25 protein-coding genes, 5 tRNA genes, 1 other RNA gene and 1 pseudogene are annotated in these 23,639 nt (G+C 44.4%); 13 read left to right on the forward strand and 19 right to left on the reverse strand.

Features of this window, described 5'->3' with window-relative positions; translation table 11 throughout:
* Positions 1 to 180 precede the first annotated feature (180 nt).
* From FTU45_RS07500 to FTU45_RS07515, 4 genes are all read right to left on the reverse strand, one after another.
* Positions 181 to 606, reverse strand: a complete 426-nt coding sequence (locus FTU45_RS07500) for an ABZJ_00895 family protein (protein WP_180076216.1) — start codon at positions 604 to 606, stop codon at positions 181 to 183.
* A 30-nt stretch (positions 607 to 636) separates the two neighbouring features.
* On the reverse strand, positions 637 to 1,254 hold the full coding sequence (locus FTU45_RS07505; RefSeq protein WP_074383408.1) for a DedA family protein: 618 nt from the start codon (positions 1,252 to 1,254) through the stop codon (positions 637 to 639).
* 87 nt (positions 1,255 to 1,341) lie between these two features.
* A complete protein-coding gene (locus FTU45_RS07510) occupies positions 1,342 to 1,620 on the reverse strand; it encodes a hypothetical protein (protein ID WP_005097750.1) in 279 nt (92 codons plus the stop codon).
* A gap of 206 nt (positions 1,621 to 1,826) precedes the next feature.
* Complete coding sequence (locus tag FTU45_RS07515) at positions 1,827 to 2,759, reverse strand: rhodanese-related sulfurtransferase (RefSeq protein ID WP_005097749.1); 933 nt, start codon at positions 2,757 to 2,759, stop codon at positions 1,827 to 1,829.
* A gap of 198 nt (positions 2,760 to 2,957) precedes the next feature.
* Between FTU45_RS07515 and FTU45_RS07520 the strand changes: the two genes are divergently transcribed.
* The 4 genes and pseudogenes from FTU45_RS07520 to FTU45_RS07535 all read left to right on the forward strand — a co-directional run bounded on the left by FTU45_RS07520 (position 2,958) and on the right by FTU45_RS07535 (position 6,565).
* A complete protein-coding gene (locus FTU45_RS07520; RefSeq protein WP_035337988.1) occupies positions 2,958 to 3,443 on the forward strand; it encodes a DUF1289 domain-containing protein in 486 nt (161 codons plus the stop codon).
* Between the two features lie 46 nt (positions 3,444 to 3,489).
* Complete coding sequence (locus tag FTU45_RS07525) at positions 3,490 to 4,101, forward strand: LysE family translocator (protein WP_100329105.1); 612 nt, start codon at positions 3,490 to 3,492, stop codon at positions 4,099 to 4,101.
* Between the two features lie 90 nt (positions 4,102 to 4,191).
* Positions 4,192 to 5,996, forward strand: a pseudogene (locus tag FTU45_RS07530) (DUF2157 domain-containing protein).
* Positions 5,993 to 6,565 (forward strand): GDYXXLXY domain-containing protein, encoded by a 573-nt coding sequence (locus tag FTU45_RS07535; RefSeq protein ID WP_180076217.1) that lies wholly within the window; start codon positions 5,993 to 5,995, stop codon positions 6,563 to 6,565. The pseudogene FTU45_RS07530 and the gene FTU45_RS07535 overlap by 4 nt, the downstream one beginning before the upstream one ends.
* A gap of 69 nt (positions 6,566 to 6,634) precedes the next feature.
* On the opposite strand, the gene panD is transcribed toward FTU45_RS07535, so the two are convergent.
* The 11 genes from panD to FTU45_RS07590 all read right to left on the reverse strand — a co-directional run bounded on the left by panD (position 6,635) and on the right by FTU45_RS07590 (position 12,733).
* A complete protein-coding gene (gene panD, locus FTU45_RS07540) occupies positions 6,635 to 7,015 on the reverse strand; it encodes an aspartate 1-decarboxylase (protein ID WP_005097743.1) in 381 nt (126 codons plus the stop codon).
* 146 nt (positions 7,016 to 7,161) lie between these two features.
* A complete protein-coding gene (pth, locus tag FTU45_RS07545) occupies positions 7,162 to 7,743 on the reverse strand; it encodes an aminoacyl-tRNA hydrolase (RefSeq protein WP_180076218.1) in 582 nt (193 codons plus the stop codon).
* Between the two features lie 18 nt (positions 7,744 to 7,761).
* On the reverse strand, positions 7,762 to 8,058 hold the full coding sequence (gene rplY, locus FTU45_RS07550) for a 50S ribosomal protein L25 (protein ID WP_005097741.1): 297 nt from the start codon (positions 8,056 to 8,058) through the stop codon (positions 7,762 to 7,764).
* A gap of 98 nt (positions 8,059 to 8,156) precedes the next feature.
* On the reverse strand, positions 8,157 to 9,110 hold the full coding sequence (locus FTU45_RS07555) for a ribose-phosphate pyrophosphokinase (protein ID WP_005097740.1): 954 nt from the start codon (positions 9,108 to 9,110) through the stop codon (positions 8,157 to 8,159).
* A gap of 36 nt (positions 9,111 to 9,146) precedes the next feature.
* Positions 9,147 to 9,221, reverse strand: a tRNA-Gln gene (locus FTU45_RS07560).
* 92 nt (positions 9,222 to 9,313) lie between these two features.
* Positions 9,314 to 9,388, reverse strand: a tRNA-Gln gene (locus FTU45_RS07565).
* Between the two features lie 20 nt (positions 9,389 to 9,408).
* Positions 9,409 to 9,483 (reverse strand) — tRNA-Gln (locus FTU45_RS07570).
* Between the two features lie 25 nt (positions 9,484 to 9,508).
* A tRNA-Gln gene (locus tag FTU45_RS07575) sits at positions 9,509 to 9,583 on the reverse strand.
* Between the two features lie 2 nt (positions 9,584 to 9,585).
* The gene (ispE, locus tag FTU45_RS07580) at positions 9,586 to 10,413 is read right to left on the reverse strand and encodes a 4-(cytidine 5'-diphospho)-2-C-methyl-D-erythritol kinase (RefSeq protein ID WP_035337985.1); all 828 of its coding nucleotides are present in this window, start codon (positions 10,411 to 10,413) and stop codon (positions 9,586 to 9,588) included.
* 21 nt (positions 10,414 to 10,434) lie between these two features.
* Positions 10,435 to 11,013, reverse strand: a complete 579-nt coding sequence (lolB, locus tag FTU45_RS07585) for a lipoprotein insertase outer membrane protein LolB (RefSeq protein ID WP_005097737.1) — start codon at positions 11,011 to 11,013, stop codon at positions 10,435 to 10,437.
* A 7-nt stretch (positions 11,014 to 11,020) separates the two neighbouring features.
* The gene (locus FTU45_RS07590) at positions 11,021 to 12,733 is read right to left on the reverse strand and encodes a tetratricopeptide repeat protein (protein WP_100329191.1); all 1,713 of its coding nucleotides are present in this window, start codon (positions 12,731 to 12,733) and stop codon (positions 11,021 to 11,023) included.
* 78 nt (positions 12,734 to 12,811) lie between these two features.
* Here FTU45_RS07590 and hemA point away from each other — a divergent pair, with 78 nt between their 5' ends.
* Entirely contained in the window at positions 12,812 to 14,095 is a 1,284-nt protein-coding gene (gene hemA / locus FTU45_RS07595; protein ID WP_005169843.1) for a glutamyl-tRNA reductase, read from the forward strand.
* Positions 14,096 to 14,176: 81 nt separating this feature from the next.
* Here hemA and FTU45_RS07600 read toward each other — a convergent pair whose 3' ends face one another.
* Together FTU45_RS07600 and FTU45_RS07605 are read right to left on the reverse strand one after the other, a co-directional pair.
* Complete coding sequence (locus FTU45_RS07600; RefSeq protein WP_005097734.1) at positions 14,177 to 16,090, reverse strand: DNA primase; 1,914 nt, start codon at positions 16,088 to 16,090, stop codon at positions 14,177 to 14,179.
* 194 nt (positions 16,091 to 16,284) lie between these two features.
* Positions 16,285 to 17,277 (reverse strand): outer membrane protein assembly factor BamD, encoded by a 993-nt coding sequence (locus FTU45_RS07605; RefSeq protein WP_005097733.1) that lies wholly within the window; start codon positions 17,275 to 17,277, stop codon positions 16,285 to 16,287.
* Positions 17,278 to 17,348: 71 nt separating this feature from the next.
* On the opposite strand from FTU45_RS07605, the gene rluD reads away from it, so the two are divergent.
* From rluD to FTU45_RS07620, 3 genes are read left to right on the forward strand one after another with little or no spacing between them, the layout of a single operon-like run.
* On the forward strand, positions 17,349 to 18,401 hold the full coding sequence (gene rluD / locus FTU45_RS07610; RefSeq protein WP_100355887.1) for a 23S rRNA pseudouridine(1911/1915/1917) synthase RluD: 1,053 nt from the start codon (positions 17,349 to 17,351) through the stop codon (positions 18,399 to 18,401).
* Positions 18,402 to 18,438: 37 nt separating this feature from the next.
* Entirely contained in the window at positions 18,439 to 19,179 is a 741-nt protein-coding gene (gene pgeF / locus FTU45_RS07615; protein ID WP_180076219.1) for a peptidoglycan editing factor PgeF, read from the forward strand.
* A 40-nt stretch (positions 19,180 to 19,219) separates the two neighbouring features.
* Positions 19,220 to 19,780 carry a flavodoxin family protein gene (locus tag FTU45_RS07620; protein WP_005097730.1) on the forward strand — a complete coding sequence of 187 codons (561 nt, stop codon included), beginning with the start codon at positions 19,220 to 19,222 and terminating at the stop codon, positions 19,778 to 19,780.
* Between the two features lie 56 nt (positions 19,781 to 19,836).
* On the opposite strand, the gene smpB is transcribed toward FTU45_RS07620, so the two are convergent.
* Positions 19,837 to 20,316: an SsrA-binding protein SmpB gene (smpB, locus tag FTU45_RS07625; protein ID WP_004280586.1), complete on the reverse strand. Its 480-nt coding sequence runs from the start codon at positions 20,314 to 20,316 to the stop codon at positions 19,837 to 19,839.
* A gap of 139 nt (positions 20,317 to 20,455) precedes the next feature.
* Between smpB and coaD the strand changes: the two genes are divergently transcribed.
* The 5 genes from coaD (at position 20,456) to FTU45_RS07650 (ending at position 22,610) form a co-directional block, all read left to right on the forward strand.
* Positions 20,456 to 20,947: a pantetheine-phosphate adenylyltransferase gene (gene coaD, locus FTU45_RS07630; RefSeq protein WP_180076220.1), complete on the forward strand. Its 492-nt coding sequence runs from the start codon at positions 20,456 to 20,458 to the stop codon at positions 20,945 to 20,947.
* Between the two features lies 1 nt (position 20,948).
* On the forward strand, positions 20,949 to 21,212 hold the full coding sequence (locus FTU45_RS07635) for a YfhL family 4Fe-4S dicluster ferredoxin (RefSeq protein ID WP_005097729.1): 264 nt from the start codon (positions 20,949 to 20,951) through the stop codon (positions 21,210 to 21,212).
* A 26-nt stretch (positions 21,213 to 21,238) separates the two neighbouring features.
* Positions 21,239 to 21,616, forward strand: an RNA gene (gene rnpB, locus FTU45_RS07640) — RNase P RNA component class A.
* Between the two features lie 72 nt (positions 21,617 to 21,688).
* Positions 21,689 to 21,765: transfer RNA gene (locus FTU45_RS07645), tRNA-Met, on the forward strand.
* A gap of 122 nt (positions 21,766 to 21,887) precedes the next feature.
* On the forward strand, positions 21,888 to 22,610 hold the full coding sequence (locus FTU45_RS07650) for a hypothetical protein (protein WP_180075254.1): 723 nt from the start codon (positions 21,888 to 21,890) through the stop codon (positions 22,608 to 22,610).
* Here FTU45_RS07650 and FTU45_RS07655 read toward each other — a convergent pair.
* Positions 22,594 to 23,220 carry a CatB-related O-acetyltransferase gene (locus FTU45_RS07655; protein ID WP_180076221.1) on the reverse strand — a complete coding sequence of 209 codons (627 nt, stop codon included), beginning with the start codon at positions 23,218 to 23,220 and terminating at the stop codon, positions 22,594 to 22,596. The two genes, FTU45_RS07650 and FTU45_RS07655, sit on opposite strands and share 17 nt — an antisense overlap.
* Positions 23,221 to 23,639 lie beyond the last annotated feature (419 nt).

Below are 23,639 nucleotides of genomic sequence, written 5' to 3' on the forward strand. Positions count from 1 at the left end.
CTCATGAAATACGGTATTCTGATGTGACAAAACCTGAATCCTGGTCGTTAAAGTGTTTGTTTGCACTCATATTTTAACTGTTAGGACTCAGGTTTTTTTATTTAAAGCAAACTATGGGACAGCAGTGACCGCACGGTGCTTTTTTTAGCTTTGGACTTTTATCAAAGCATCGAAGGGATTTTACTTTCTTTCAATACCGACCCGTTTGCTCAGACTGTAGCGGGCATAGCTATTATAGGCAATATGAAAGATCAAACCATGCACCGCAATCACAGCGGCCATCAGAAATGAATTCGGGCCCCTTCCGGTATAAGCCATGTTGTTGAAGATGGCTTCAGTCTGTGGATGCATCCAGATCACAACAAATATAAAAATAAACCCAAATGTAATCGCAATGATGGTAGAACCCCATACCAGTTTGCTTTTCTCTTCCTTGCTGGGTAAACGTTGTTCTCTCTTCACAAAGTATCGGGCACTGAGAAAGGCCGACGCGATCAGGGCCGGGATCAGGAGAATCGCGCCCAGATTGAATACATAAATGAGTACGCCCACGAATAGAACCAAGCTAAGATAAACGGTGGCAAAATATTTAAGATAGTGCGACATCGTTTTAGCCTCCTTCATGCTGAGGTCTATTCAGGATGGACGATTTTTACGCTGCTGTCTACGGTAGATAACCCAGGCAATAATGACTATAACAATCGCAATAATCACATAACTGACTTTACTGAAAATTTGCTGCATCAACTCTTGGTTTTCACCAAAGTAAAATCCGACACAGGCCAAAAACGTGGTCCAGATGATGGTTCCGAGTGTGCTATAGAACATGAATTTCCAGAAGGGCATACGGCTCATGCCGGCAGGAATGCTGATCAGTGAGCGGACGGCAGGAACCATGCGGCCAAAAAACACAATCCGATGTCCATAATGTTCAAACCAGCTCAGTGATTTTTTCACATCATTGGATTTGATAAACAGATATTTGCCATAACGGTCGACAAACTTGAAAATGGAATCGTGATTGAATTTATAACCCACCCAGTACAGCAAGGCTGCTGCTAGTAATGAGCCAATGCAACCGGCCATGATCACCCCGACCAGTATTAACTCGCCCTGAGAGGCCGAATAGCCCGCAGAAGGCATAATGATTTCGGAAGGGATGGGTGGGAAGACATTATCCAGAAACATGAGCAGGGCAATACCCCAGTAGCCCAGTTGTTCCATGACGGAAATAATCCATTCAGTTAAATTCATAAGATGGTCAAAATAAAAAATACTGCCTGTATCCTAAGCAGTATTTTTTATGCGGTAAAGTCTTGGAATATAAATGAGCAGGCAGAATCAGCTATGTGTCAGCGTATAAATATAGACTTTGCGTAAGCCATAGGCCAAACAGACAGGTAAAACACTCAGCAGCATAAAATGAATGACACTGGTATTAAGATGATAACCAATAAACAGCGCTAAAATCGCGCCAATCACAGTTCCCAAGATGACCACAAACACATGTGACTGGCTCTCAAGCTCGTCATTAACCTGATGAAGTCGTTGTTGTTTTATATTCTCTTTGGGTTGAAACTGAACCAGATTATCTGGATCTCGAGCAAGTGAACTGGTCATGTTATATTCCTTTTCATTTTAAAATTTAAGTTAATAATGAAAGACTTGGCTTAAGATAGACTTTTCAATAGACTAGCAATCTTGCTTGGAAAAAAATAAGGTTCTTGGTAATGAATTGGTGAGAGTTTTATTACTGTTGTAATTTTTATGTAAATAAAAAACCCTCCGAAGAGGGTTTTTATATATTTTCTTACAAAGCGGCTGGCTTAGAGACGTTTACGTTTTGCTGCCAGAATTTGGGACTGACGCATACGGAAACCGTCTTTTTGTTTCTCTGTGGTCTTGTCAATGCAGTACACGCAAGAGACACCATGTTCATAACTTGGCAGCGCCACTTCTTCAGGAAGCAAAGGCCAGCCACAGGCATGGCATTTGGTGTTTTGACCTTCTTCGACACCGTGTGTTACTGCTGTACGGCCATCAAATACGAAGCATTCGCCTTCCCACATACTTTCTTCAGCCGGAGTTTCTTCCAGGTATTTTAAAATACCGCCTTTCAGGTGATACACCTCTGTAAAACCTTCTTGCAGAAGCAGAGAGGTTGATTTTTCACAGCGAATACCACCGGTACAGAACATGGCAATTTTCTTGTCTTTGTGCTGTTCCAGATTATTTTTCACATATTCAGGGAATTCACGGAAGCTTTCAGTTTTCGGGTCAATCGCGCCTTTGAACGTTCCTGCTTTGTATTCGTAATCGTTACGGGTATCAACCAGAATCACGTCATCACGCGCAATCAGTTCATTCCATTCCTGAGGATCAAGATAGTGACCGACCAGATCACGTGGTTTCACTTCTACTCCTAAAGTCACGATTTCTTTTTTTAATTTAATTTTCATTTTACGAAATGGCTTGTCAGAGCTGTCTGACTCTTTATATTCCATCTCAACAAAGCCTTCATTGAGAAGGAACTGGTGAATTTGATCAATCGATGCACGGTCACCTGCAACCGTACCGTTAATCCCTTCACCCGCTACAATGAGTGTTCCACAAAGGTTGATTGTTTTTACCAAGTCTAAAAGACGTTGTTGAAGATCGGCAGGATCTTGAACTTCTTTGAATTGATAAAGTGCGGCAACAACCCAACCTGAGGTCGCTTGCTGTTCTACAGGTGCAAGCTGTTCTACAGTAGCGTTCATGGAATACTCCAACGTAGCATGATAATTTAAAGGCGCATATTTTAGCGTGATTCGAGTGAATAAGCGAGTAAAACACTTGCCTTTTAACAGGCTTCAATTCATGGGGGAGAGCGTGTATAGTCATGCCCGACCCGGAATTTTGTAAAGTTTTATGCAGTGATGCAGGTACTGGAAGTTGCAGTATCTTTGGAGTGTGTTTTGAGTTCAGATCGTCGTATTGCGTCTTTAACCCCGTGTGCTGGGCGTTGCTCGACCGTATTTGGTGATGCGGTATGTCGTGGTTGCCGCCGTTTCAATCATGAGGTGATTCACTGGAACACTTATGGCGCTGATCAGCATCATGCCGTATGGCGGCGTCTGGATGCACAGCTGGATCAGATTTTAGTGCCGTTGTTGCCACATGCAGATATCGTCAAGGTTCAAGCCTTTGTGCTGTCAAAACGGGTACGTTTACGTGACGATGCCTCCAAAGGGCGTAAGCTGTATCATGCTTTAAAGCTCTGTGAAAAAAATCGGCATTTTACCGATGATAGTGGTTTGGGGATTCATTATAAGCAGGTACGTCCACTCTGGGATGAATTTGAGCGCCGGATCCTGGCTTTGGCCACTGCCAGTTATGATCTGGCTTTTCTGCGGGCGGATGGTATCAGTCAACATCTGATTCATCTGCAGGAAGAGGAATAAGTCCTCTTTTTTTATGCAGAAAAATAACAACAGCTGAGGGAAGAGCATGAATATCAGTGAGTATCTCTTGTATTGTCTGGCTGTTGTGGTAATGATCGCCACGCCTGGTCCGGTGATGTTGCTGGTGGCGAGTTCCGGTCTAAAAGGCGGTTATGCTGCGGCTTTAAGAACTATTTTTGGCACCAATTTTGCTTCATTGATATTGATTGCTTTATCGATATTAAGCCTGAAAGGCTTGCTGGTCATTAATGAACAGTGGCTGGATGCCATCAAGTTGCTGGGTTGTCTGTATATTGGTTATCTGGGGCTGCAAATATTTCGGGAGGTGATTTTTCAGCAAGCAGAGTCAGCTCAAAAGAAGTTATCTCCGGTACGTGGCGGCTTTCAGCAGGGTTTTCTGGTCGGTATTTCCAATCCCAAAGATATTATTTTCTTTGCGGCTTTTTTCCCGCAGTTTATTGGTATTACATCTGATCTCGATTTAAGTCTCATAATCTTAACCCTGAGCTGGATCGTGCTGGATTTCCTGACCCTGTCAGTGGTGTATTTGGGTTTTAATCGTTTATCCCGTTCTCGGTTGTATCCGCATTTGCTGGCCTTGTGTGGTCTCATTCTGCTGATCATTGCTCTTTACGGCATTTATCAGATCCTGATTTAAAAAAGTACTGCACAGTTGTAAGATTCCTGCCTGGCATATGCGCTAAAAATCATGCTAAGGTAAAATCAAATAAAAATTGAACAGATCAGCATGTCTAAAACAGTACCCAAGCCCGATCATCCATTCTCACCGCTGTTATTTATTCAACCTGCTGTTTTCAGATTCTTCAAATCATTGGACTCGCGCTGATCGCTGTCAGTATCGTATATCTGCTGGCAGCAAACTGGTGGATGCTGCCGAAATTTGTCCAGTTGTTTATGCCGCAAGTTTTATTGCTGGGTTCGGCATTGCTGAGTGTGCATTTCGCTGCGCGAGAAAAGTTAAGACAAAGTCTGGATACTGTATCGGGTTTAATGCTGGGCTTAAGTCTGGCGGTGATTGGGCAGATTTATCAGACCGGTGCTGACAGTTATCAATTGTTTTTGCTTTGGGCCTTGTTACTTTTGCCTTGGCTGTATCGACCGAATATTGGTGTGTTTGCATTATTTTGCGTGGTCAGCCAGCTGGCGCTTTATTTTTATTTTAAACAAAGCTTTTGGTTGGTACGTGCTGAAACTGCCTATCTGCTCAGTCTTAATCTGTTGACCGGACTGAGTCTGATCTATGCATTACGCTATTATCCGGTTTTGCGCTATCTGTTGATTGCCGTGGTGGTACTCATTTCGGTATTTAGCATGTTTCGATTTATCGACTCGAATTCGATCTGGTATTTGGCTTCGGTACTGGTCTTAGCACTGTTATTTAGTGCTTATTTCTATACTCGGCAGCAACAGCTGGAAACCAGTTTGCTGGTTGCAGGGCTGGCACTGAGTTTTAGCATTCTGATTTTTGATCTCACAGACCAATATTTGCAAAATTCAGCTGCAGGCTTATTGGTGCTGGCTTTGCTCATCTTTGGCTGGTTTGCGGCGATTAGTGCGCTGCTGATAAAGCTGTTACCCCAGAGCCGGTTTTCGGTCATTCCACTGGCGCTGGGCGCATGGATTGCTGGTGTGATACTGGCCATACTGTTGCTGACCTATTGGGAAAGTTTATCCATCCTGATGGGGCTAATCTTTATCGGGATTGCCTGGTGGTTGATTCATAGCAAGCCTTCAGTTTTTCTGCGGCAATTGGCTTATTGTTTGTGGGTCTGCGGTCAGGCTGCTGTCCTGATTCATACCGAATTGTTGACAGATAGTTTATTGCTGATCTGGCTGATACAAATCGGTATTACGTTGCTAAGTATCATGAATCGCATGCATTGGCTGGTGCTGCTATTACAGTTATTACTGGCTCATGCGTTGGGAATTGCAGTTTTAATCGAGCAGCACCCATTTTCTCATGACCATCGCCTGATCACATGGATCATGCTGTTGAATTACAGTGTGCTGACCGTGGCTTTACTCACTGCAAGACACTGGCTTGCTTCAGCTTATGCCAAAAGTGTGAATCTGTGGATGATCAGTATTTTTGCAGCAACGGCTATTTTTCAATGTCTGTTGCAATTTGGCGTAGCGCAGCAACTGCATCCGCGCGGCATAGATGAAGCAATTGTTTTCTATATTTTACCCGCAGTATGGCTGCTGAGTTTTATCGGAATACATCTGAAGCAATTTTCGCTGACACCACTCTGGCTGATTCCTGCCGTAGGCATTTTACTGATTGCACTGGGCTATTTTGAAATTTTCATCATTCTGGTACTTATGGCCTGGGCGATGGTCAATCAACAGCGATTGATGCAGGCCTTATTGGTTCTGTTACTGATCTTCTGGTTATGGTTGCTGTATTACAATCTGGGACTCAGCTTTTTATTTAAGAGTGTCAGTATCCTTGCTTCAGGTCTGCTGGTTTTGCTTCTGGCTTATGTGTTGAGCTCACCGAAATTTCAGTCGAAAACAGGAGTGGCCTCATGAAAAAGTTTTGGGTGCTACACCTGAGTATTTTTAGTATTGCCTTATTTGTGGGCTTAATTATCCAGCATGAATGGCATTTAAGAAATAGTCAGAGTATTTTTGTTAAGTTGGCGCCCGTCGACCCGCGTTCGATTTTGCAGGGCGATTATATGGCGCTGAACTATCAGTTGCATTTTGCTGGTCTAGATACTGATGAAACTGCCCTGAATCAAACAGGTTCAGATATCACTATTCAGGATTTTAAAGATCGGTCTCAGATCGTGAGCTATGTACGCTTGGATGCACAACGACGGGTGATACGAAGCAGTTTTGATCCGCGTCTGTTACAAGTTCATCCGGCATCTTCCGCAAAACTGCTGTTAAAGAATCCACGCAATAGTTTTGAAGCTTTATATCCGGCGGCCAATAGTTTTTTATTCGCCGAAGGCCTGGAGCCGTGTTATCGCAGTGCCAAATTTGCCGAACTTAAGCTTAAGGAAAATGGAAAGGCTTTACTGGTTAATCTTGTTGACTCCCATTTAAAGCCCCTAAATTGTGAAAGTTCTAAAAGCTGGCGGCAGGGCAGTTAATTATATTTAGTCATTCTGGCCATAAAAAAGCCCGCGAGGTGCGAGCTTTGGGAATCTGGTCGAATCGACTTAAGCGACTTGTACCGGAATACAGTTGGCAGTATGGCTGACGGTATTGTTTGGATTTGCATAGACCAAGCGTGGCTGATGTGCATTTGCTTCAGCTTCAGTGAAATCACCAAAAGTTGCAATAATGATGATATCGCCTACATCGGCTTGATGTGCAGCGCCACCATTGACTGAAATGATGCCTGAATTATCTTCGCCACGAATGGCATAAGTTGCAAAACGTTTACCATTGGTCACGTTCCACACATGAATTTCTTCGTATTCGCGAATGCCAGCTAAATCCATCAAAACGCCATCAATTGCACATGAACCTTCATAGTGTAATTCTGCATGTGTAACGTGAGCGCGGTGAATTTTGCATTTTAATAAACGAGATAGCATGGCTAGCGTCCCCTGAGTTGAACTAAGACTTTGATCATCATATGGTTGAATCAATTTCTACGACACTGGATAAGTGGGTAGGCTTGCGCATTTTGCGCTTAAATGATCTTTCTGACAAGCGGAATTGTCCAGCGATTTTTGAATGATCAGTTAGGCTTATAGGCATTAATTTGATTCATGGCTTGCTGTACTTCTGCATTCACCAGCATTTTGGTACGTGCGAGCGCATGTGAAATTGCATCATCCATTAACTTTTGTTCGCTGCTGGGCGCTTTACTGAGCACATGACCAGAAACACGGTCTTTGGTACCAGGATGACCGATTCCAATACGCAGGCGATGGAAGTTTGAACCAATATGCGGCACGATATCGCGTAGACCATTATGGCCACCGTGACCACCACCCGTTTTCAGGCGAATGACACCAGGATTCATATCCAGTTCATCATGGGCAATCAGGATCGATTCAGGTGCGATATTGTAGAATTTGGCGAAAGGAACAACACTTTTACCGGAAAGGTTCATAAAGGTTGTAGGTAGAAGAAGACGAACGTCTTGACCTTCGATATTGCCACGACCACTAAATCCATTGAATTTCGGGTCTTTCTTGAGGGTAATGCCATATTGCTCTGCAAGGCGTTCTACGAACCAGGCCCCTGCATTATGGCGGGTTTGGGCATACTCAGAACCTGGGTTGCCCAAACCAACAATCAGTGAAATATTTGACACTAATTACACCATTAACACTTATGCGCGTTTAAAGTCAGCGTGCATAGGCGTGTTTTTAGCTGGGTGACGTTGTAAGGCTTGGATTTTCACGCTTTCAACTTTACCGTCTACATCAATTTCGATAACTTCTTCAAAGAAAGAGTTATTTTCTAAGAATTTAACAAGCTGACGAAGCTCAAGAGTAACAGCTACAGGAGCAGCTTCGCCACCGTAGATGATTGCAGGAACTTTAGCTTGAAGACGAAGGCGGCGGCTCGAACCTTTCCCTTGAACTGCTTCTTCACGTGCTGCTGCGTTTAATACGAAGTTTGCCATGATAGACATCCTATTTAAGTTAAATGAACCAGACTTGCGACCAGTCTAGTGAGTAAAAGCCCTACCAAATGGCAGGGCTTTGAAAATTCAGCGCTCTATTATAGATAAGAATCGAACATTGCGCTAATAGATTCTTCGTTGTTAATGCGACGAATCGTTTCGGCAACCATGCTGGCTACGGAAACCTGGCGAATCTTGCCCAGTGCTAAAGCTTCATCTGAAAGTGGGATGGTGTCACAAACCACCAACTCATCAATCACAGAATGTCTTAAGTTTTCTAATGCTTTACCAGAAAGTACTGGATGCGTTGCATAAGCAACAACCTTGCGAGCACCGAAAGTTTTCAATGCATCAGCTGCTTTGCATAAAGTGCCTGCAGTATCTACCATGTCATCGACGATGACACAATCACGATCTTTCACATCGCCAATCAAATGCATCACTTGTGATTCATTCGCTTTTTGACGACGCTTATCGATGATTGCAAGATCGATATCACCCATTTGTTTCGCAACAGCACGTGCACGAACCACACCACCGACGTCAGGTGAAACCACCATCAGGTTGTGATGTGACTGCTGACGTAAGTCAGCAAGTAGCGCTGGTGTACCGTAGATGTTGTCTACAGGGATATCGAAGAAACCTTGGATCTGGTCAGCATGAAGATCAATCATCACAACGCGGTCAATACCTACAGTCGTCAGCATGTCTGCAACGACTTTAGCAGTAATTGGCACACGGCTTGAACGTGGACGACGGTCTTGACGAGCATAACCAAAGTAAGGAATCACGGCAGTAATACGACCTGCACTTGCACGACGCAAAGCGTCAGCCATGACTAAGATTTCCATCAGGTTATCGTTAGTAGGAGCACAAGTAGGTTGCACGACGAATACGTCTTTACCACGAACGTTTTCAGTAATCTCGACAGCGATTTCACCATCAGAGAACTGACCTACAGAGGCAGCGCCTAGAGGAATATGTAAGTGACTTACGACTTTTTGAGCGAATTGTGGATGCGCAGATCCACTAAAAACGACAAGATTGGGCATGAAGCACCCTTGGCGGTTGGGATATATGGGAATAGATGGCAGGGGTAGCTGGATTCGAACCAACGGATGCCGAGATCAAAACCCGGTGCCTTACCACTTGGCGATACCCCTAATGCGGCAGAACTTTAATATTTTTACGGTAAAGTGTCAAGGTAAATTAACAGTCTTACAGCAAATGAGTGTTCTGTCTTTTTTCGAGAAAATGGCAGGGGTAGCTGGATTCGAACCAACGGATGCCGAGATCAAAACCCGGTGCCTTACCACTTGGCGATACCCCTAAATTTGATGAACTGTAAGATGGCAGGGGTAGCTGGATTCGAACCAACGGATGCCGAGATCAAAACCCGGTGCCTTACCACTTGGCGATACCCCTAATACAGTACATCTACAGGTGAAAATGGCAGGGGTAGCTGGATTCGAACCAACGGATGCCGAGATCAAAACCCGGTGCCTTACCACTTGGCGATACCCCTATCTACACTTTAAACTGAACTAAAGGTGATTCTTGTAAACTGTTGACCAGGTAAGCTTTACATGGTGCATTTGCAAGAATATCTTCGATATTCAGATTTTCAGTGACTTCAATAAACACACAAGCACCTGTACCTGTAAGTTTTGCAATACCGAACTGGTCGAGATATTGCATCGCTTCATCGACTTCAGGATATAAGGATCGAGCCAGTGGCTCAAAGTTATTTCCAAAATCAGATGGCGTTTGCTGATAGGCGCAAAATTTAGTGCTCTTCGTGTCTCTTGTCAATGCTTTTTGCGAAAAAAGCAGTTGAGTGCTGATAAAACAGTCAGGTTTTAACACAATGAATTGTTTTTGATCTAAGTCTATGAATGTTAAGTGTTCGCCAATGCCTTCAGCCCAGGCATTTCGACCATGTACAAATATCGGTACATCTGCACCCAGCTTGACTCCGAGATCTGCCAGTTGCTCGATATTTAAACCGCACTGCCAGAGCTGGTTCAGCACAATCAGGGTGGTGGCTGCATTCGACGAACCGCCACCGAGTCCAGCACCCATCGGTATATTTTTTTCCAGACGAATCTTTAGCCCGGTCAGTGTTTGAGCATAGGGCTTCAACAGTTGTACCGCACGATAGATTAAATTTTGTTCCAGATCGACTGAGGCCAGCCCTTCAATCTGGATGTGTTGATTATCTGTTTGTTCAAACTCCAGCCAGTCATACAGATCAATCAGCTGAAAAATACTTTGCAGCTCGTGATAGCCATTTTCACGGCGACCGGTAATATGTAAGAACAAATTCAGTTTAGCAGGCGAGGGAACACGAATCATCATGGGCTAACATCAGGTCAATTAACGGTTTTCAATGATCATTGTAATACGGTTTTCCGCACCATTTTCAAGTGACTGCTTTAAAATTAAGCGGTTTGGCATTTTGGCCTGCGCATTGTAATTGAGATCGACCGTCCAGCCCTGTTCAATAATCTGGCTAATCCGCTGTGTATCATCTTTTTGCAATTTGGCAGTCGTTGTCGCAGGGCGGGCCTGTACCCAGTCCACTAAATAGCTGATCGGTGCTTGCCAGCCTGTGGCGCGTTGCAGTAATTCTTCGGCACTTGCCGCCTGAATCACACCTGTTTTAGCACTGTTTAATGTGACTTGGCCGGGCGTGCCGGAAATCTGGGTTTTGCCCACACCTAAAATACCACTCAGCTCAATATCAAATTCTTCTTGCTGTTGTACCCAGGTAAAGAATGCACTGCCGGTCTGTTGCGGTGTGCGCACACCAATTTTACCTTGCAGCTGGAATTGATTATCTGCCTGTACAGAAGGTGTCACTGGCGTTTGCGGATTGATCATCTGCTGACAGCCAGTTAAGAATAAAGCAGTTGCTGCAAAGGCACAGCAGCCCAATTGGCTTAAATTGCGCATAAAAGAATTAACTCGTTTGGTTTTGTGGTGCTAACAATAGCGAATTAAGTTGTTTTAATTCGGGGTCATTTGGATGGTTTTGTTGTAATTGTTGTAACACTTGATGGAAGTGTTGTATATCACCATTCATGTACAACGAACGCGCATAACGTACCCCAATCTTCACGCTTGGATTGAGTTGATATGCTTTGTATAAGACATCTGCAGCCGTGGCAAAGTCATTCTGTAAATAACAGATATAACCATAAGTATCCAGAATGGAAGCCTGTTCCGGTGCATATTCCAGTGCCTGTTCGACATAGCGGCGCGCTTCTTCCAGACGCCGGTTCTGCATTGCCAGGGTATAGGCATAGGCATTCAGATAGGTCGGACTATTCGGTTCAATCTTGAGTAAATTTGCCAGCAATTCATCCAGCTTGTTGCGATCCTGATGTGGATCTAGCAATAGCACTTGCGCATAAACCAGTTCCGGATCATCCGGCAGGTTTTTGCTGGCTTCTTCTAGCAGGCGGATCGCGGCTTTTTTATTCTGCATACGCGTTAAAATATCTGCCTGGGCCAGATATAAAAAGCTGGCATGTTGCGGATAATTCACCCGTTCCTGAGTCAAGAAACGCAGCGCATCATGCAGCTTATCCTGCTGGGCAAAAATCGAGATCATGTTACGACGCGAGACGGTGTACAGACTGCCATCGACCAGACGATAATAGGCTTTGGCGGTTTCATAATGCTGTTTGCGTTCAGCATTCACTGCCAGATAATAATAGGCTTCATTTTGATACTGTGCAGAATAACGCAGTTCGACCAGATGTTTTTCGGCCTTCTCGTATTCTTCCAGATCAATACTGGTCAGTCCGGCAATAAACAAGGCTTCTTCAGCCGTTGGCCATTTTTTTAGAATATCCTGCAGTTTTTTTAGCGCTAAAGTCGATTCATTGAGCTTGACCAGATATTTGACTTCGGCCAGACGCACATCCAGATTATTGCGGTGTTTACGGCTGGATTTTTCATACCATTGCAGGGTTTCCTCTGGATCGTCGAGAGCATTCAGCAGATTGGCTTTCATCAGGATATAACCAGTCGCATTCGGACGTTTTTTTAGAGCACGGTTAATGGTATTTAAAGCCTGTTCCAGCTGACCATTTTGTGCTTCCAGACCGGCCACCAGCACCAGAATAGATGGATTGTCTCTGGCTTTGGTGGTGCTTAAAGCCTGAATCAGATAGCTGCGGTCTTCTGTGCCTTCAGGTGAAATCCCAGCGAGAATTTCTTCCAGATCGGCACTGTCATCAATTTGCAGGATTTTCTCTAAGGTCTCTGCCGCCAGCTCATACTCATGCGCTTTCAGGGCAATATGGGATAAATAAAATAAGGCGGGGACATCCTGCGGCTCCTGTACCACCCAGTGGGTCGAGATATCGAGGGCTGCCTGTAAATCATCATGTTCCAATGCAACATTCAGTGCACGCTGCTTGACCGTGGTGGAGTTGCTCTTGATTGCCAGAACTGTATAGTTGTGCAAAGCAGTCGGAATGTCATGTGCGGCAATGGCAAACTCGGCCATCATACTTTGTTTTATGGCATCATAATTTTGATTTGCATGGTAAACTGCTTCCGCTGCATAAAGATGAGCAGTTGAAGCCATGCTACCCACCAATAGGAATGTGGTAGAATATTGCTTAATTGTAGGGCCGTTGATACGGCTGATTGTTTGACGCAATTTTTCTTGATCCAAGTAATGCTTTTTATGACACCGATATTGCACAATAGCATAAATTTATTGAAATGATGACCTGATATGTCTTTCTTTGCATTGGGTGTCAACCATCAAACTGCCTCTGTAGAACTGCGGGAACAAGTTGCGTTTAACCCTGAAAAGTTAAGTGCCATTCTTGCCGAGCAAAGCCAACACCCTGAATTAAACGACATGGTGGTGGTGTCTACATGTAACCGAACCGAAGTTTACGCGATGTCTGACAATGTCGACATGGTGCTGAACTGGCTCGCCCAAAAAAATGGGGTGGATGTCAAACAGCTGCAAAATCATGTCTATCGTTATGAAAATGCCCAAGCCGTGACGCACTTGATGCGTGTCGCCAGTGGTCTGGATTCACTGATGCTGGGTGAACCGCAGATTCTGGGACAAGTCAAAAATGCTCTTTCTCTTGCCAAAGATTCCCAGACGGTGTCACGCAGTTTAAACCGAATTTTTGAATATGCCTTTTATGCGGCCAAACGGGTTCGTTCCGAGACCGCTGTCGGCAGTCATGCGGTATCAATGGGCTATGCGGTCGCACAGTTGGCCCTACAGGTATTTAGTCATCCAGACAAGCTCACCATTATGGTGGTAGCAGCCGGGGAGATGAACAGTCTGGTCGCCAAGCATCTCGCAGAAATGGGTGTGGGCAAGATTATTATCTGTAACCGTACCCGAGAACGTGCAGACATTCTGGCGCAGGAAATTGCGCATCGGGTAGAAGTAGAAATTATTGACTTTGACCAGCTGGCAGACAATCTGCATCGCGCCGATGTGATTTCCAGTTGTACCGGCAGTCTGCATCAGGTGATTCATTTTGCAGATATCAAAGCGGCACTGAAAAAACGCCGTTACCAGCAAATGTTGTTAGTCGATCTGGCCGTGCCACGTGATATCGATCCTAAAGTTGAAAAACTTGATGGGGTATATCTGTATGGCGTCGATGATCTGCAAAGCGTGATTGAGGAAAATCTGGCGCATCGTCGTCAGGCTGCGGTTGAAGCCGAAGTTATGGTGAATCAGCTCGCAACAGAACTGATGACCCAGCAAAAGGTCAAGCAGGCCGGGGCCACCATTCATGCTTATCGTGACCATGGTGAAGAGTTGCGGCAGGAAGAACTGGCATTGGCGCTGCAACGTATTGCCCAGGGTGAAAAAGCAGAAATGGTTATGGCTGAGTTTTCGCACCGCCTGACACAGAAACTCTTACATCCGACTTCTATTGTGCTGCGTGAGGCGGCCAAGGCGGAAGATCCAAGCTGTTTTGAAATGATGCGCGATACCTTGCAAGAGGTAGTTGATACACGCCGCAAGACCAAACATTAGCGAGCTCTTTAACAATAGCTATTTTGAAGAACGGCGTTTAGAGATAAACGCCTTATTTTTATTTGAAGCGATTTAAAACTGTTAATCGTCCAATAAGGTCATGGAGCGTTTTTTATCAATTTCGTAAATCTGCATTTTCAGATTCTTCATTTCTGCAATGCTGCTAAATTTTTTCGATTTTATCTTGTTTTTCAGACACTGATATTGCAGCTTGGTCGAGAAGTCTGCCGCCAGTTTGTCGGCCTGTTCAGGCGAAGAGGTATAATCGCTCACATTGGCATGTTGTAGAATATGCTGTAATTCATGATGATGTACTGCACAGGCACCTAAAACATAATAGATCGAGAGTTCAGGATCATCCGGCAGGTCATCAAAAATCACATTCAGAATATTTAGGATTTTAAACAGCAGCTGATCTTCAGATACCAGCGCACGCAGTGGTTCAAAATGAATATACAAATAGGGATGATTCATCAAAATTGCAATCACATATTCTTCAGCATCAATTTTGGTGCTAAAACTTAAGGATGCATCGGTATTAACCTTGGGTTGCCATTTACGGTTAAAGCCCAGTTTTTCGCGGAAAAATTGCTGCAGCAAATAGCGGAATGAGCCATGTTTAGGCAATAATTCGGTCAGATTTTTCAGTTCACCCATGACCTGACTTTTACCTTCAGGGGTAGTGATGTCCTGATTTTGGGTCAGATGGGCAAACACGAAGTCCGACATCAGCGGCGCCTGATCCAGCAAGCGTCTAAAGTTTTCGATGCCTTCACGGCGGATCAAGGAGTCCGGGTCATGGTCAGCAGGCAAAACAAAGAATTTCAGCTCACGGCCATCACTGAGTAATGGCAGGGCAATGTCCAGCGTTCGGCGTGCGGCTTTTTGACCGGCAGCATCGCCATCAAAGGCAATGGTAATCCGGTTGTTCTGCTTAAACAGAATGTTCAGATGGTCGGTATTACTGGCAGTTCCCAGTGTCGCGACTGCGCCATGAATGCCGTATTGCTGCAATGCAATCACATCCATATAGCCTTCGACCATCAGCCATTCCTGGGCTTTCTGCTTTCTGCCTTCATACAGCCCATAAAGCAACTGGTTCTTATGGAAAACTTCAGAGTCTGGCGAGTTGATGTATTTGGGCTTGATCTCGTCATTGAGCGCACGGCCACCAAAGCCGACCACACGACCCTTGGTATCACGAATCGGGAAAATTACCCGCTCTCGCAGCAGGTCGAAATCACGGCCACTGTCGCTGGTACGAATTAGCCCCAGTAGTTTCAGGCCTTCGATATCCTGAGGAAAGGCTTTTTCCAGATGTTGCCAGTCTTCAGGTGCATAACCTAAGCGCCAATAGGCAATGGTTTCTGCAGTCAGGCCACGTTGCTTGAAATATTGCTGTGCACTGGAACTGTTGGGTAACTGGCGTTCATAGAACTGCGCAATATTTTCCAGCAGGTCGTATAAGTTGCCGTCTTGCTGAACTTCGGCCATTGGCATGTGCTCAAAAGCAGCAAAAGGGTCGCCGTAGAAATCCTGTTCGGAGGCCTGAAACTCTGCAAATGGATCAAAAGAAGCATCCGACACAGAATGTTCTTGTGCTGGGCGTTGCGGAGCTTGCGTATTCTCAACTTTGGTCGCAGCGACTATTTTCGGTTTGGCGGCTTCCCGTTTGTATTTTAATTTATTGGAATCAGTATTGTCTTTTGGCAGTTCAATGCCGGTCTGACTGGACAGGTCTTTCATCACTTCGACGAAATTACGGCTACCAATGTCCATTAAAAAACGGATGGCGTTGCCATTGGCCTGACAGCCAAAACAGTGAAAATATTGTTTGTCACGATAGACGTGAAAAGAGGGCGATTTTTCCTGATGGAAAGGACAGCAGCCCGAATAGGTACGGCCAGTTTTTTTCAGTTTCACGAATTGACCAATCACATCGACAATATCGGTGCGATCGAGAATCTGATCAATCGTATGTTGAGGAATTGCCATAATCTGCTGAGCTTCTCGTGCTGCGTATCTAAGGTTTAAGTGATTGAATCAATAGGATTCAACTGATTCAGGTCGATTCTTTTTTAACTTCCTTTGTATACCTTTTGCACGATTTGTTCAAGCCTGGCCGGGACAAAGCAAAAGGGCAAGTATGATACCTTGCCCTTAAAGAAAATGCACCTGCGACAGTCGGCTTATTCGGCAGTCGGTTCAGGTTGCTCTGCTTCGGTATTTTTAGGACGATCAAGCAAACCAAAAGATACACGATTGGTCAGGCTGCGCTTTTCAGTTTCTGGCGCATCCGACTCTGCATTGTTGTCAGTCACCGTCTTGGCTTCTTTACCAAAAATACCCAGTGTGGCACGGTTAAAGAAACTGCTTTCGCTACGTGCTGCACGCAAGTTGACCGTACCATCAGATTTCACCAGATTTGGATAATTCAGCTTTAACACATCAACATATTGCTGAGAGGTTGCTTTATCACCCAGTTGATCATAGCCATAGGCAATCGTTGCCAGTGCTTCTGGAATCTGAGGGGTTTGTGGATAATGTTCCACCACCCATTGTGCACGTTCAACCGCAGCCAGATAGGCTTTACGTTTTAAATTAAAGCGTGCCGCATTCATTTCATGCTCAGCCAGTTCCTGACCGATAAATTTCATGCGCTGCGCTGCATCGACCGCATAGGTGCTAGACGGATAGCGGCGAATGAAATCGACAAAATTCTGATAAGCCACTTTCAGATAGCTGACATCACGATGCGACTGTTTCAGCGAGGTATAACGCAGCAGACCATTATAGTTCTGCTCCATATTGGATACGCCGCGTACATAGTAAGCATAGTCGACATTTGGATGTTGTGGATTCAGACGGATAAAGCGCTCTGCCAGTGCCACTGCACCTTCATAATCTTTTTGCTGAAATTTTACATATAACAGTTCAAGCTGCGCTTGCGGAGCATACTGACTGGTCGGGAAATAGGTTTCCAGTGCTTCTAGCTGTTTTGCGGCATCGGTATATTGATTACGATCTAGCGCTTTCTGTGCTTTTTGAATATAAACTTGCTCGCTAGATTCAGGACCTTTATCCACGACTTCTTTTTTGGGATTACTGCTACAGCCTACCATTGCCGATGCAATGCCAATCGTGAGGGCAAGCATTGTCATTTTATAATGTGGTAGCGACATAAAAATTCCTCTGTTAATACGGGCAATGAGCTACAATTGCACTATTAAACCACTTTTGTCTGAATGAGCAAATGAGTCAAGCACAATCTTCCAATTCTAATATCCCTGATACTGATTTCAATTTACTTGAAGATTCTGAGGATGCAGATAACCATACTTCAGAAGCAACTGCAACACGTTTATCGTTGCAATTTCAACTGGATGAAACTTATATCGGACAACGGATCGACCAGATTGCCGCGATGGTCTGGAGCGATTTTTCCCGAGAAAAATTAAAGCAATGGATCAAAGATGGAAATTTATTGGTGAATGGTCAACCGGTCAAGCCGAAATTTAAAAGTGATGGTTTTGAAATCCTGACCTTAAATGTCGAGCTTGAAGCGCAAACGCGCAGCCTGCCAGAAGACATTCCACTGGACATCATCTATGAAGATGATGACATTATCGTCATTAACAAAGCTGTCGGTATGGTGGTGCATCCGGGCGCTGGCAATAGTTCTGGCACCTTGGTGAATGCTTTATTGCATCACTATCCGAAATCTTCTGAACTGGCGCGTGCCGGTCTGGTACACCGTATTGATAAAGACACCAGTGGTCTGTTGGTCGTCGCGAAAAATCTGGAAGCACAGTTCTCTCTTAGCAAACAGCTTGAGAAAAAATCAGTATATCGCCTGTATGATCTGGTGGTATATGGCAATATTATTGCTGGCGGTACCATTGACGAACCGATCAAACGCCATCCGGTGGATCGCGTGAAAATGACTGTGCTTCCGGGCGGTAAAGATGCCGTGACGCATTATAACGTTAAAGAGCGCTTCCAGCATTTCACCCGTGTTCAAGCCCGTCTGGAAACCGGACGTACCCACCAGATTCGTGTGCATTTTAGCTATATCGGCTTTGGCCTGATTGGTGATCAGGTGTATATGCCGCGTGTACGTATGCCGGCAGGTGCATCACAATTATTAGATGATACTTTACGTGGCTTTAAACGTCAGGCCTTGCATGCAGCAAAACTTGGTCTGACCCATCCGCGTAGCAAAGAAGAAATGACCTTTGAAGCGCCGTGGCCGGAAGATTTTGCCAATCTGATTGAAGTGCTGCGCACCGAAAACAAAGCCTATTAATTTTTTTATTTAGCTCGCGTCAAAGCAAGGAATCGAGATGCAATTTGTACCAGGACTTTCACAAGGTGTGTATGTGGGTCAGACCCGCGTTCATCATGCGAAAGTACAGCCATCCACGCAGCCTGAGCTTGCAGGTTTTAATCTGGCCTTGCATGTGCAGGATGATGCGCAGCGGGTACAACAGCATCGTATGGCTTTACTGCAAGATTTCGCTGCCTTTGGCGTAGATAAAATTACCTGGATGACCCAGACGCATAGCACCATCTGTCATAGCATTAATGAACAGATACCCTTTGAGGCATTGGTCGGCGATGGTCTGGTGACGCAGCGCAAAGCGCATGCCCTGATGATGATGACCGCAGACTGTTTGCCGGTGGTGTTAGGTAATGCCGATGGTACGGAAGTTGCCAATTTGCATGCCGGTTGGCGTGGTCTGGCCGGTGGTATTATCGAAAATACCATTGCGGCCATGCAGACTCCGCCGACCTGGGCCTGGCTTGGTGCAGCCATCAGTCAGCCCTGTTTTGAAATTGGCACTGAGGTGAAAGTGGCTTTTTGCAGTAAATATCCTGAACTGGACAGTGCATTTCAGGTGGGCGAGCAGGCGGGTAAATATTATGCCGACCTGTATGCGATTGCGCGTTATATCTTGCGACAACATGGGATACATACCGTATTGGGCGGGGATCAGTGTTCTTATCGTCAGGCGGATGAATATTTTTCTTATCGCCGTGAGCCTAAAACGGGTCGTATGGCGACATTCGTGTTTATGGCATGAAAATGTTAAACTTAACTGAATTTTTTGGCTTTTGAGCATTATGTCCCTATCTTCCAAATCTGTTGCGATTGTTTATCACAGTCCTTATGGACACACGGCTAAAGTGGCAAATTTTATTGCCGATGGTGCACGGGAAACCGGTGTTCAGGTGCATATGATGAATGTCGAACATATTGATTGGGATGTGCTAGATGCCGCAGATGCGATTGTCTTTGGTTGTCCGACCTATATGGGAAGCCTGACCTCTGCCATGAAGCTGTTTATGGAGCAGTCATCCAAGCGCTGGCTGGCGCGTAGCTGGCAGGGCAAACTGGCAGCAGCTTTTACCAATGGTGGCGGACTTAGTGGCGACAAACTGGCAGTGTTGCAGCAAATCAACCTGTTTGCGATGCAGCATGGTATGTTGTGGAGCGGTTTGCCCTTGATGCCGACAGGTCGTGCCGTGACTGATCTGAATCGTATGTCGAGCTTTTTGGGGCTGATGACCCAGTCGGACAATGCACCGGTAGAAGTCACCCCACCTGAAGGGGATTTAAAAACCGCGCTCTGGTTTGGCGAATATATTGCTTTGACACTGGCGCGCTTAAATCATCCAGCTTAGTCAGTGATAAAAAAACCTCCACATGCTGGAGGTTTTTATATTCAAGTATTGATCCATTATTTATGGAAAATTCGCGCTTTATCACGTTGCCAGTCACGGTCTTTTTCAGTGGCACGTTTGTCATGGAGCTGCTTACCTTTGACCAGTGCAATTTCCAGCTTGGCATGTGGGCCTTTCCAGTAACAGGCCAGTGGCACGCAGGAATAACCTTTCTGGTTAATCGCGCCCATCAGCTTTTCAATTTCACGGCGATTCAACAACAGTTTTCGGGTACGGGTCGCTTCAGGCACCACGTGTGTTGAAGCACTCAGCAAAGGCTGAACTTGCGCACCAAACAGGAAAGCTTCACCATTTTTAAAGGTAATATAGCTTTCTACAATGGTCATACGACCGGCACGCATTGATTTGACTTCCCAGCCCTTTAATGACAGCCCCGCTTCAAATTTCTCTTCAATAAAATAATCGTGGCGGGCACGTTTATTCAGTGCAATGGTACCGCCATTATTTTTTTTTACTACAATAGATGCTTTCGCCATAATCTGATACTTCCAAACGTGCTGCTATTGTACCGCAACTAGAAATAAGGTGAAGTTTTTTAAATTAATGAGGATTATTCACCAAAAAAACAAGTTTTTGCTAAAATAAGATTCTACATAACAAACAGAGTACAAATGGATGTCTAAAACTCGTGTGATTTATCCGGGGACTTTTGATCCAATTACCAATGGACATATTGATTTGGTAACCCGCGCAGCGCGAATGTTTGATGAGGTCGTTGTGGCGATTGCCATCGGTCATCATAAAAATCCGGTATTTAGTCTGGAAGAGCGTGTTGCCCTGGCAAAAGAGTCATTGAGTCATTTGGACAATGTTGAATTTGTAGGTTTTGATGGTTTGCTGGTCAATTTCTTTCGTGAGCAAAAAGCGACGGCTGTACTGCGTGGTTTGCGTGCAGTGTCCGATTTTGAGTATGAATTTCAGCTGGCCAATATGAACCGTCAGCTTGACTCCCACTTTGAAGCGGTATTTTTAACTCCTTCAGAGCAATATTCTTTTATTTCATCCACTTTGGTGCGTGAAATTGCTCGATTAAGAGGTGATGTGACCAAGTTTGTACCACCAAACGTGGTTGCTGCCTTCGGGCGTAAACTTCAACAAGGTTGGTAGCGTGTCTTTATATATCACCGATGAATGTATTAATTGTGATGTCTGTGAACCTGTATGCCCGAATGAGGCCATTTATATGGGTGAACTCATTTATGAGATTCATCCAGATTTATGTACAGAGTGCGTCGGACATCATGATCAACCGCAATGTCAGCTGTTCTGTCCGGTGGATTGTATTCCACTGGATCCGAACCATGCGGAAACGCAGGAGCAGCTGCAAGCCAAGTATGAAAAACTGACTGCTCAAAAAACATCAAGCAATTAGTCTCGATATTTGGTACTATGCCGCTCGAAGTGAGCCAGACGATCGCTGCTGTGGAGATCTCCGTGATTGAAGCAGGGGAGGAAAGTCCGGGCTTCATAGGGCAAGGTGCCAGGTAACGCCTGGGCGGTGTAAACCGACGGCAAGTGCAGCAGAGAGAAGACCGCCTTCAGTATGTTTTCGAGCAATCGGAATCGGAGGTAAGGGTGAAAGGGTGCGGTAAGAGCGCACCGTATGGCTGGTAACAGTTCATGGCGAGGTAAACCCCACCGGAAGCAAGACCAAATAGGAATCCATTAGGCATGGCCCATGCTGGATTCGGGTAGGTCGCTTGAGCGCATGAGTGATTGTGCGCCTAGAGGAATGATCGTTCACGACAGAACCCGGCTTATCGGCTCACTTCAACAAATTTTGATCAAACAGTGCATTATGGGGTTGACGCTCTTTAAAGAAAATCTCATAATGCGCGCACAGTTTAAGGCTATGTAGCTCAGTTGGTTAGAGCACCGCACTCATAATGCGGGGGTCACAAGTTCAAGTCTCGTCATAGCCACCATATTCTGAAAAAACCCACTCCGATTGAGTGGGTTTTTTTATGTCTGATATTTGGTGATGATGTTGGTGGAAAATCTGAAAAGCACTACAATAGTTAAAATAAAACAAATAACAAGAATATGTATGATGATTAAAAATTTAATGCTATCAACTTTAATTTTATTTATGGCTTTGCCTGTTTTTGCTGCAGATTCAATTAAGTCATTTCCTTTTAAAGAAAAAAATATTTCCAAAGCAGAAATAAGATCAATTTGTCAAAAAGTAAAATTTAGTTGTGATGAGCGTGATGCAAAACTTTGGGTAGTTAAAATTGCTGAAGCTGAAAAATATTATTTAATTGATGAAAATTTACAAATTATTCAGCTTTCAAAAAATCTTGGAAAATATCAAATCATTGATTATTGGGATCTAACCACGTATCAACAGGTTTATGCGCTTAAAGAGGATAAGAGTGGTATAGAATTTATATATCCTGCCTTATACCCACTCAATCGGCATAGTTATGCTATTGCCTTAATTCATGGCTGGGTTTCAAATGATGCAGGTGAACAGAATGCACAGTTTATTCAATTACTTCCAAAAGGAAAGACAAAACTGGTCTTCGAGCATTTACCTTTTTACGAATACCAGAATCGACTTTCCTGCTACAAAGATATGAAAGATAAAAAGAATAATTATTGTGATGATCAGAAGGAGACCGTACTTAAGATCAGCTATAGAGATGTAGGATTGGCTTATTATGAATGGCGTTTAAGTTATTTGAATATAAACTGGCTTAAAAATAATAAAATCGACGAATATAAACAGCGGAGTTTGGTGTTAATCCCTTTTATTCAAGCGCAGTAAAGGCATGTAGCAGTGATCTAACATCATCTGTTTGCAACTGCTCACGCATTTTTAAAAACTGCTTTTCATCTAAGTCATAGAGTTTAAGAGAAAGCAGTTTTTCTATATCTGCTTTAGGAAAACGATATTTAATAATTTTGGCAGGCACGCCACCGACCACTGCGTATGATGGAACGTCTTTGGTGACCACGGCACCTGTTGCCACCACAGCACCTTCGCCAAGCGTTACACCTTGCATAATCATGGCACGTGAGCCAATCCAGCAACCATCGCCAATGACTGTGTCGCCAGCAGGCACAAAGCTGCGTGTATCGAAGGGAAAGGCTGAAATCCAGTCTGTACGGTGTAATTGATTACCACCCATCATAATCACGCATTCTGCGCCAAAACAGACAAAATTGCCGATATAGAGCTGATCAATGGGTTTATCTGGAGTAGAGGACTTGTCATGTAGATAACGCACAACACAACGCTCAAACCCTTGATCCCAATAAGCGGAATAGTAAGAATAATTCCCCTTAATATGAATATTTGGATTCTTCACCGTTTTTGAGATGAATTCGAACTCACACCAGTGTTTGACAGGGGAATTAATTAACTTTTCAGACATGCGTATATGGCGTTTTGAAGGTTGGGGGATTATAGCAAACAAAAGTCCCTCTTTGAAAAAGTGGGATTTTGGGGAGATTCTTAAACAAGGCCTCTCCTTTGTCGAGTAGTGTTCTTCATTTCCTAAAAGGAAAGGCAATTTTATTGTGAATTTTGATTTGTAATGATGGCTTTGTGTCCCTATGGAATAACATCCTCAGAATATATGCTGAGTGTACAAGGGGGTGAAGAATATAATTTAAATTATGAAAAATTTTATCTGAACAAATTCCAAAAGATACTAAAAATACGAGCAATACAATTGGGAAAATGAAAGCCCAGAATTGCGCAGCTGAGTATCGCGGTTGAAATAATCAGGACAGAACTGGTATGCATGTCGATGAAGTATGACCAGTTGATCGCGATGGCAACACCAAGGAT

The sequence above is a fragment of the Acinetobacter sp. YH12106 genome, from assembly GCF_013418995.1.
GTDB classification, from domain to species: domain Bacteria; phylum Pseudomonadota; class Gammaproteobacteria; order Pseudomonadales; family Moraxellaceae; genus Acinetobacter; species Acinetobacter pseudolwoffii.

Coding starts and splice junctions, on each gene's coding strand:
- FTU45_RS07500 (WP_180076216.1), bottom strand. CDS start 606: ATGTCGCACTATCTTAAATATTTTGCCACCGTTTATCTTAGCTTGGTT.
- FTU45_RS07505 (WP_074383408.1), bottom strand. CDS start 1,254: ATGAATTTAACTGAATGGATTATTTCCGTCATGGAACAACTGGGCTAC.
- FTU45_RS07510 (WP_005097750.1), bottom strand. CDS start 1,620: ATGACCAGTTCACTTGCTCGAGATCCAGATAATCTGGTTCAGTTTCAA.
- FTU45_RS07515 (WP_005097749.1), bottom strand. CDS start 2,759: ATGAACGCTACTGTAGAACAGCTTGCACCTGTAGAACAGCAAGCGACC.
- FTU45_RS07525 (WP_100329105.1), top strand. CDS start 3,490: ATGAATATCAGTGAGTATCTCTTGTATTGTCTGGCTGTTGTGGTAATG.
- FTU45_RS07535 (WP_180076217.1), top strand. CDS start 5,993: ATGAAAAAGTTTTGGGTGCTACACCTGAGTATTTTTAGTATTGCCTTA.
- panD (WP_005097743.1), bottom strand. CDS start 7,015: ATGCTATCTCGTTTATTAAAATGCAAAATTCACCGCGCTCACGTTACA.
- rplY (WP_005097741.1), bottom strand. CDS start 8,058: ATGGCAAACTTCGTATTAAACGCAGCAGCACGTGAAGAAGCAGTTCAA.
- FTU45_RS07555 (WP_005097740.1), bottom strand. CDS start 9,110: ATGCCCAATCTTGTCGTTTTTAGTGGATCTGCGCATCCACAATTCGCT.
- ispE (WP_035337985.1), bottom strand. CDS start 10,413: ATGATTCGTGTTCCCTCGCCTGCTAAACTGAATTTGTTCTTACATATT.
- lolB (WP_005097737.1), bottom strand. CDS start 11,013: ATGCGCAATTTAAGCCAATTGGGCTGCTGTGCCTTTGCAGCAACTGCT.
- hemA (WP_005169843.1), top strand. CDS start 12,812: ATGTCTTTCTTTGCATTGGGTGTCAACCATCAAACTGCCTCTGTAGAA.
- FTU45_RS07600 (WP_005097734.1), bottom strand. CDS start 16,090: ATGGCAATTCCTCAACATACGATTGATCAGATTCTCGATCGCACCGAT.
- FTU45_RS07605 (WP_005097733.1), bottom strand. CDS start 17,277: ATGTCGCTACCACATTATAAAATGACAATGCTTGCCCTCACGATTGGC.
- rluD (WP_100355887.1), top strand. CDS start 17,349: ATGAGTCAAGCACAATCTTCCAATTCTAATATCCCTGATACTGATTTC.
- pgeF (WP_180076219.1), top strand. CDS start 18,439: ATGCAATTTGTACCAGGACTTTCACAAGGTGTGTATGTGGGTCAGACC.
- FTU45_RS07620 (WP_005097730.1), top strand. CDS start 19,220: ATGTCCCTATCTTCCAAATCTGTTGCGATTGTTTATCACAGTCCTTAT.
- smpB (WP_004280586.1), bottom strand. CDS start 20,316: ATGGCGAAAGCATCTATTGTAGTAAAAAAAAATAATGGCGGTACCATT.
- coaD (WP_180076220.1), top strand. CDS start 20,456: ATGTCTAAAACTCGTGTGATTTATCCGGGGACTTTTGATCCAATTACC.
- FTU45_RS07650 (WP_180075254.1), top strand. CDS start 21,888: ATGATGATTAAAAATTTAATGCTATCAACTTTAATTTTATTTATGGCT.
- FTU45_RS07655 (WP_180076221.1), bottom strand. CDS start 23,220: ATGTCTGAAAAGTTAATTAATTCCCCTGTCAAACACTGGTGTGAGTTC.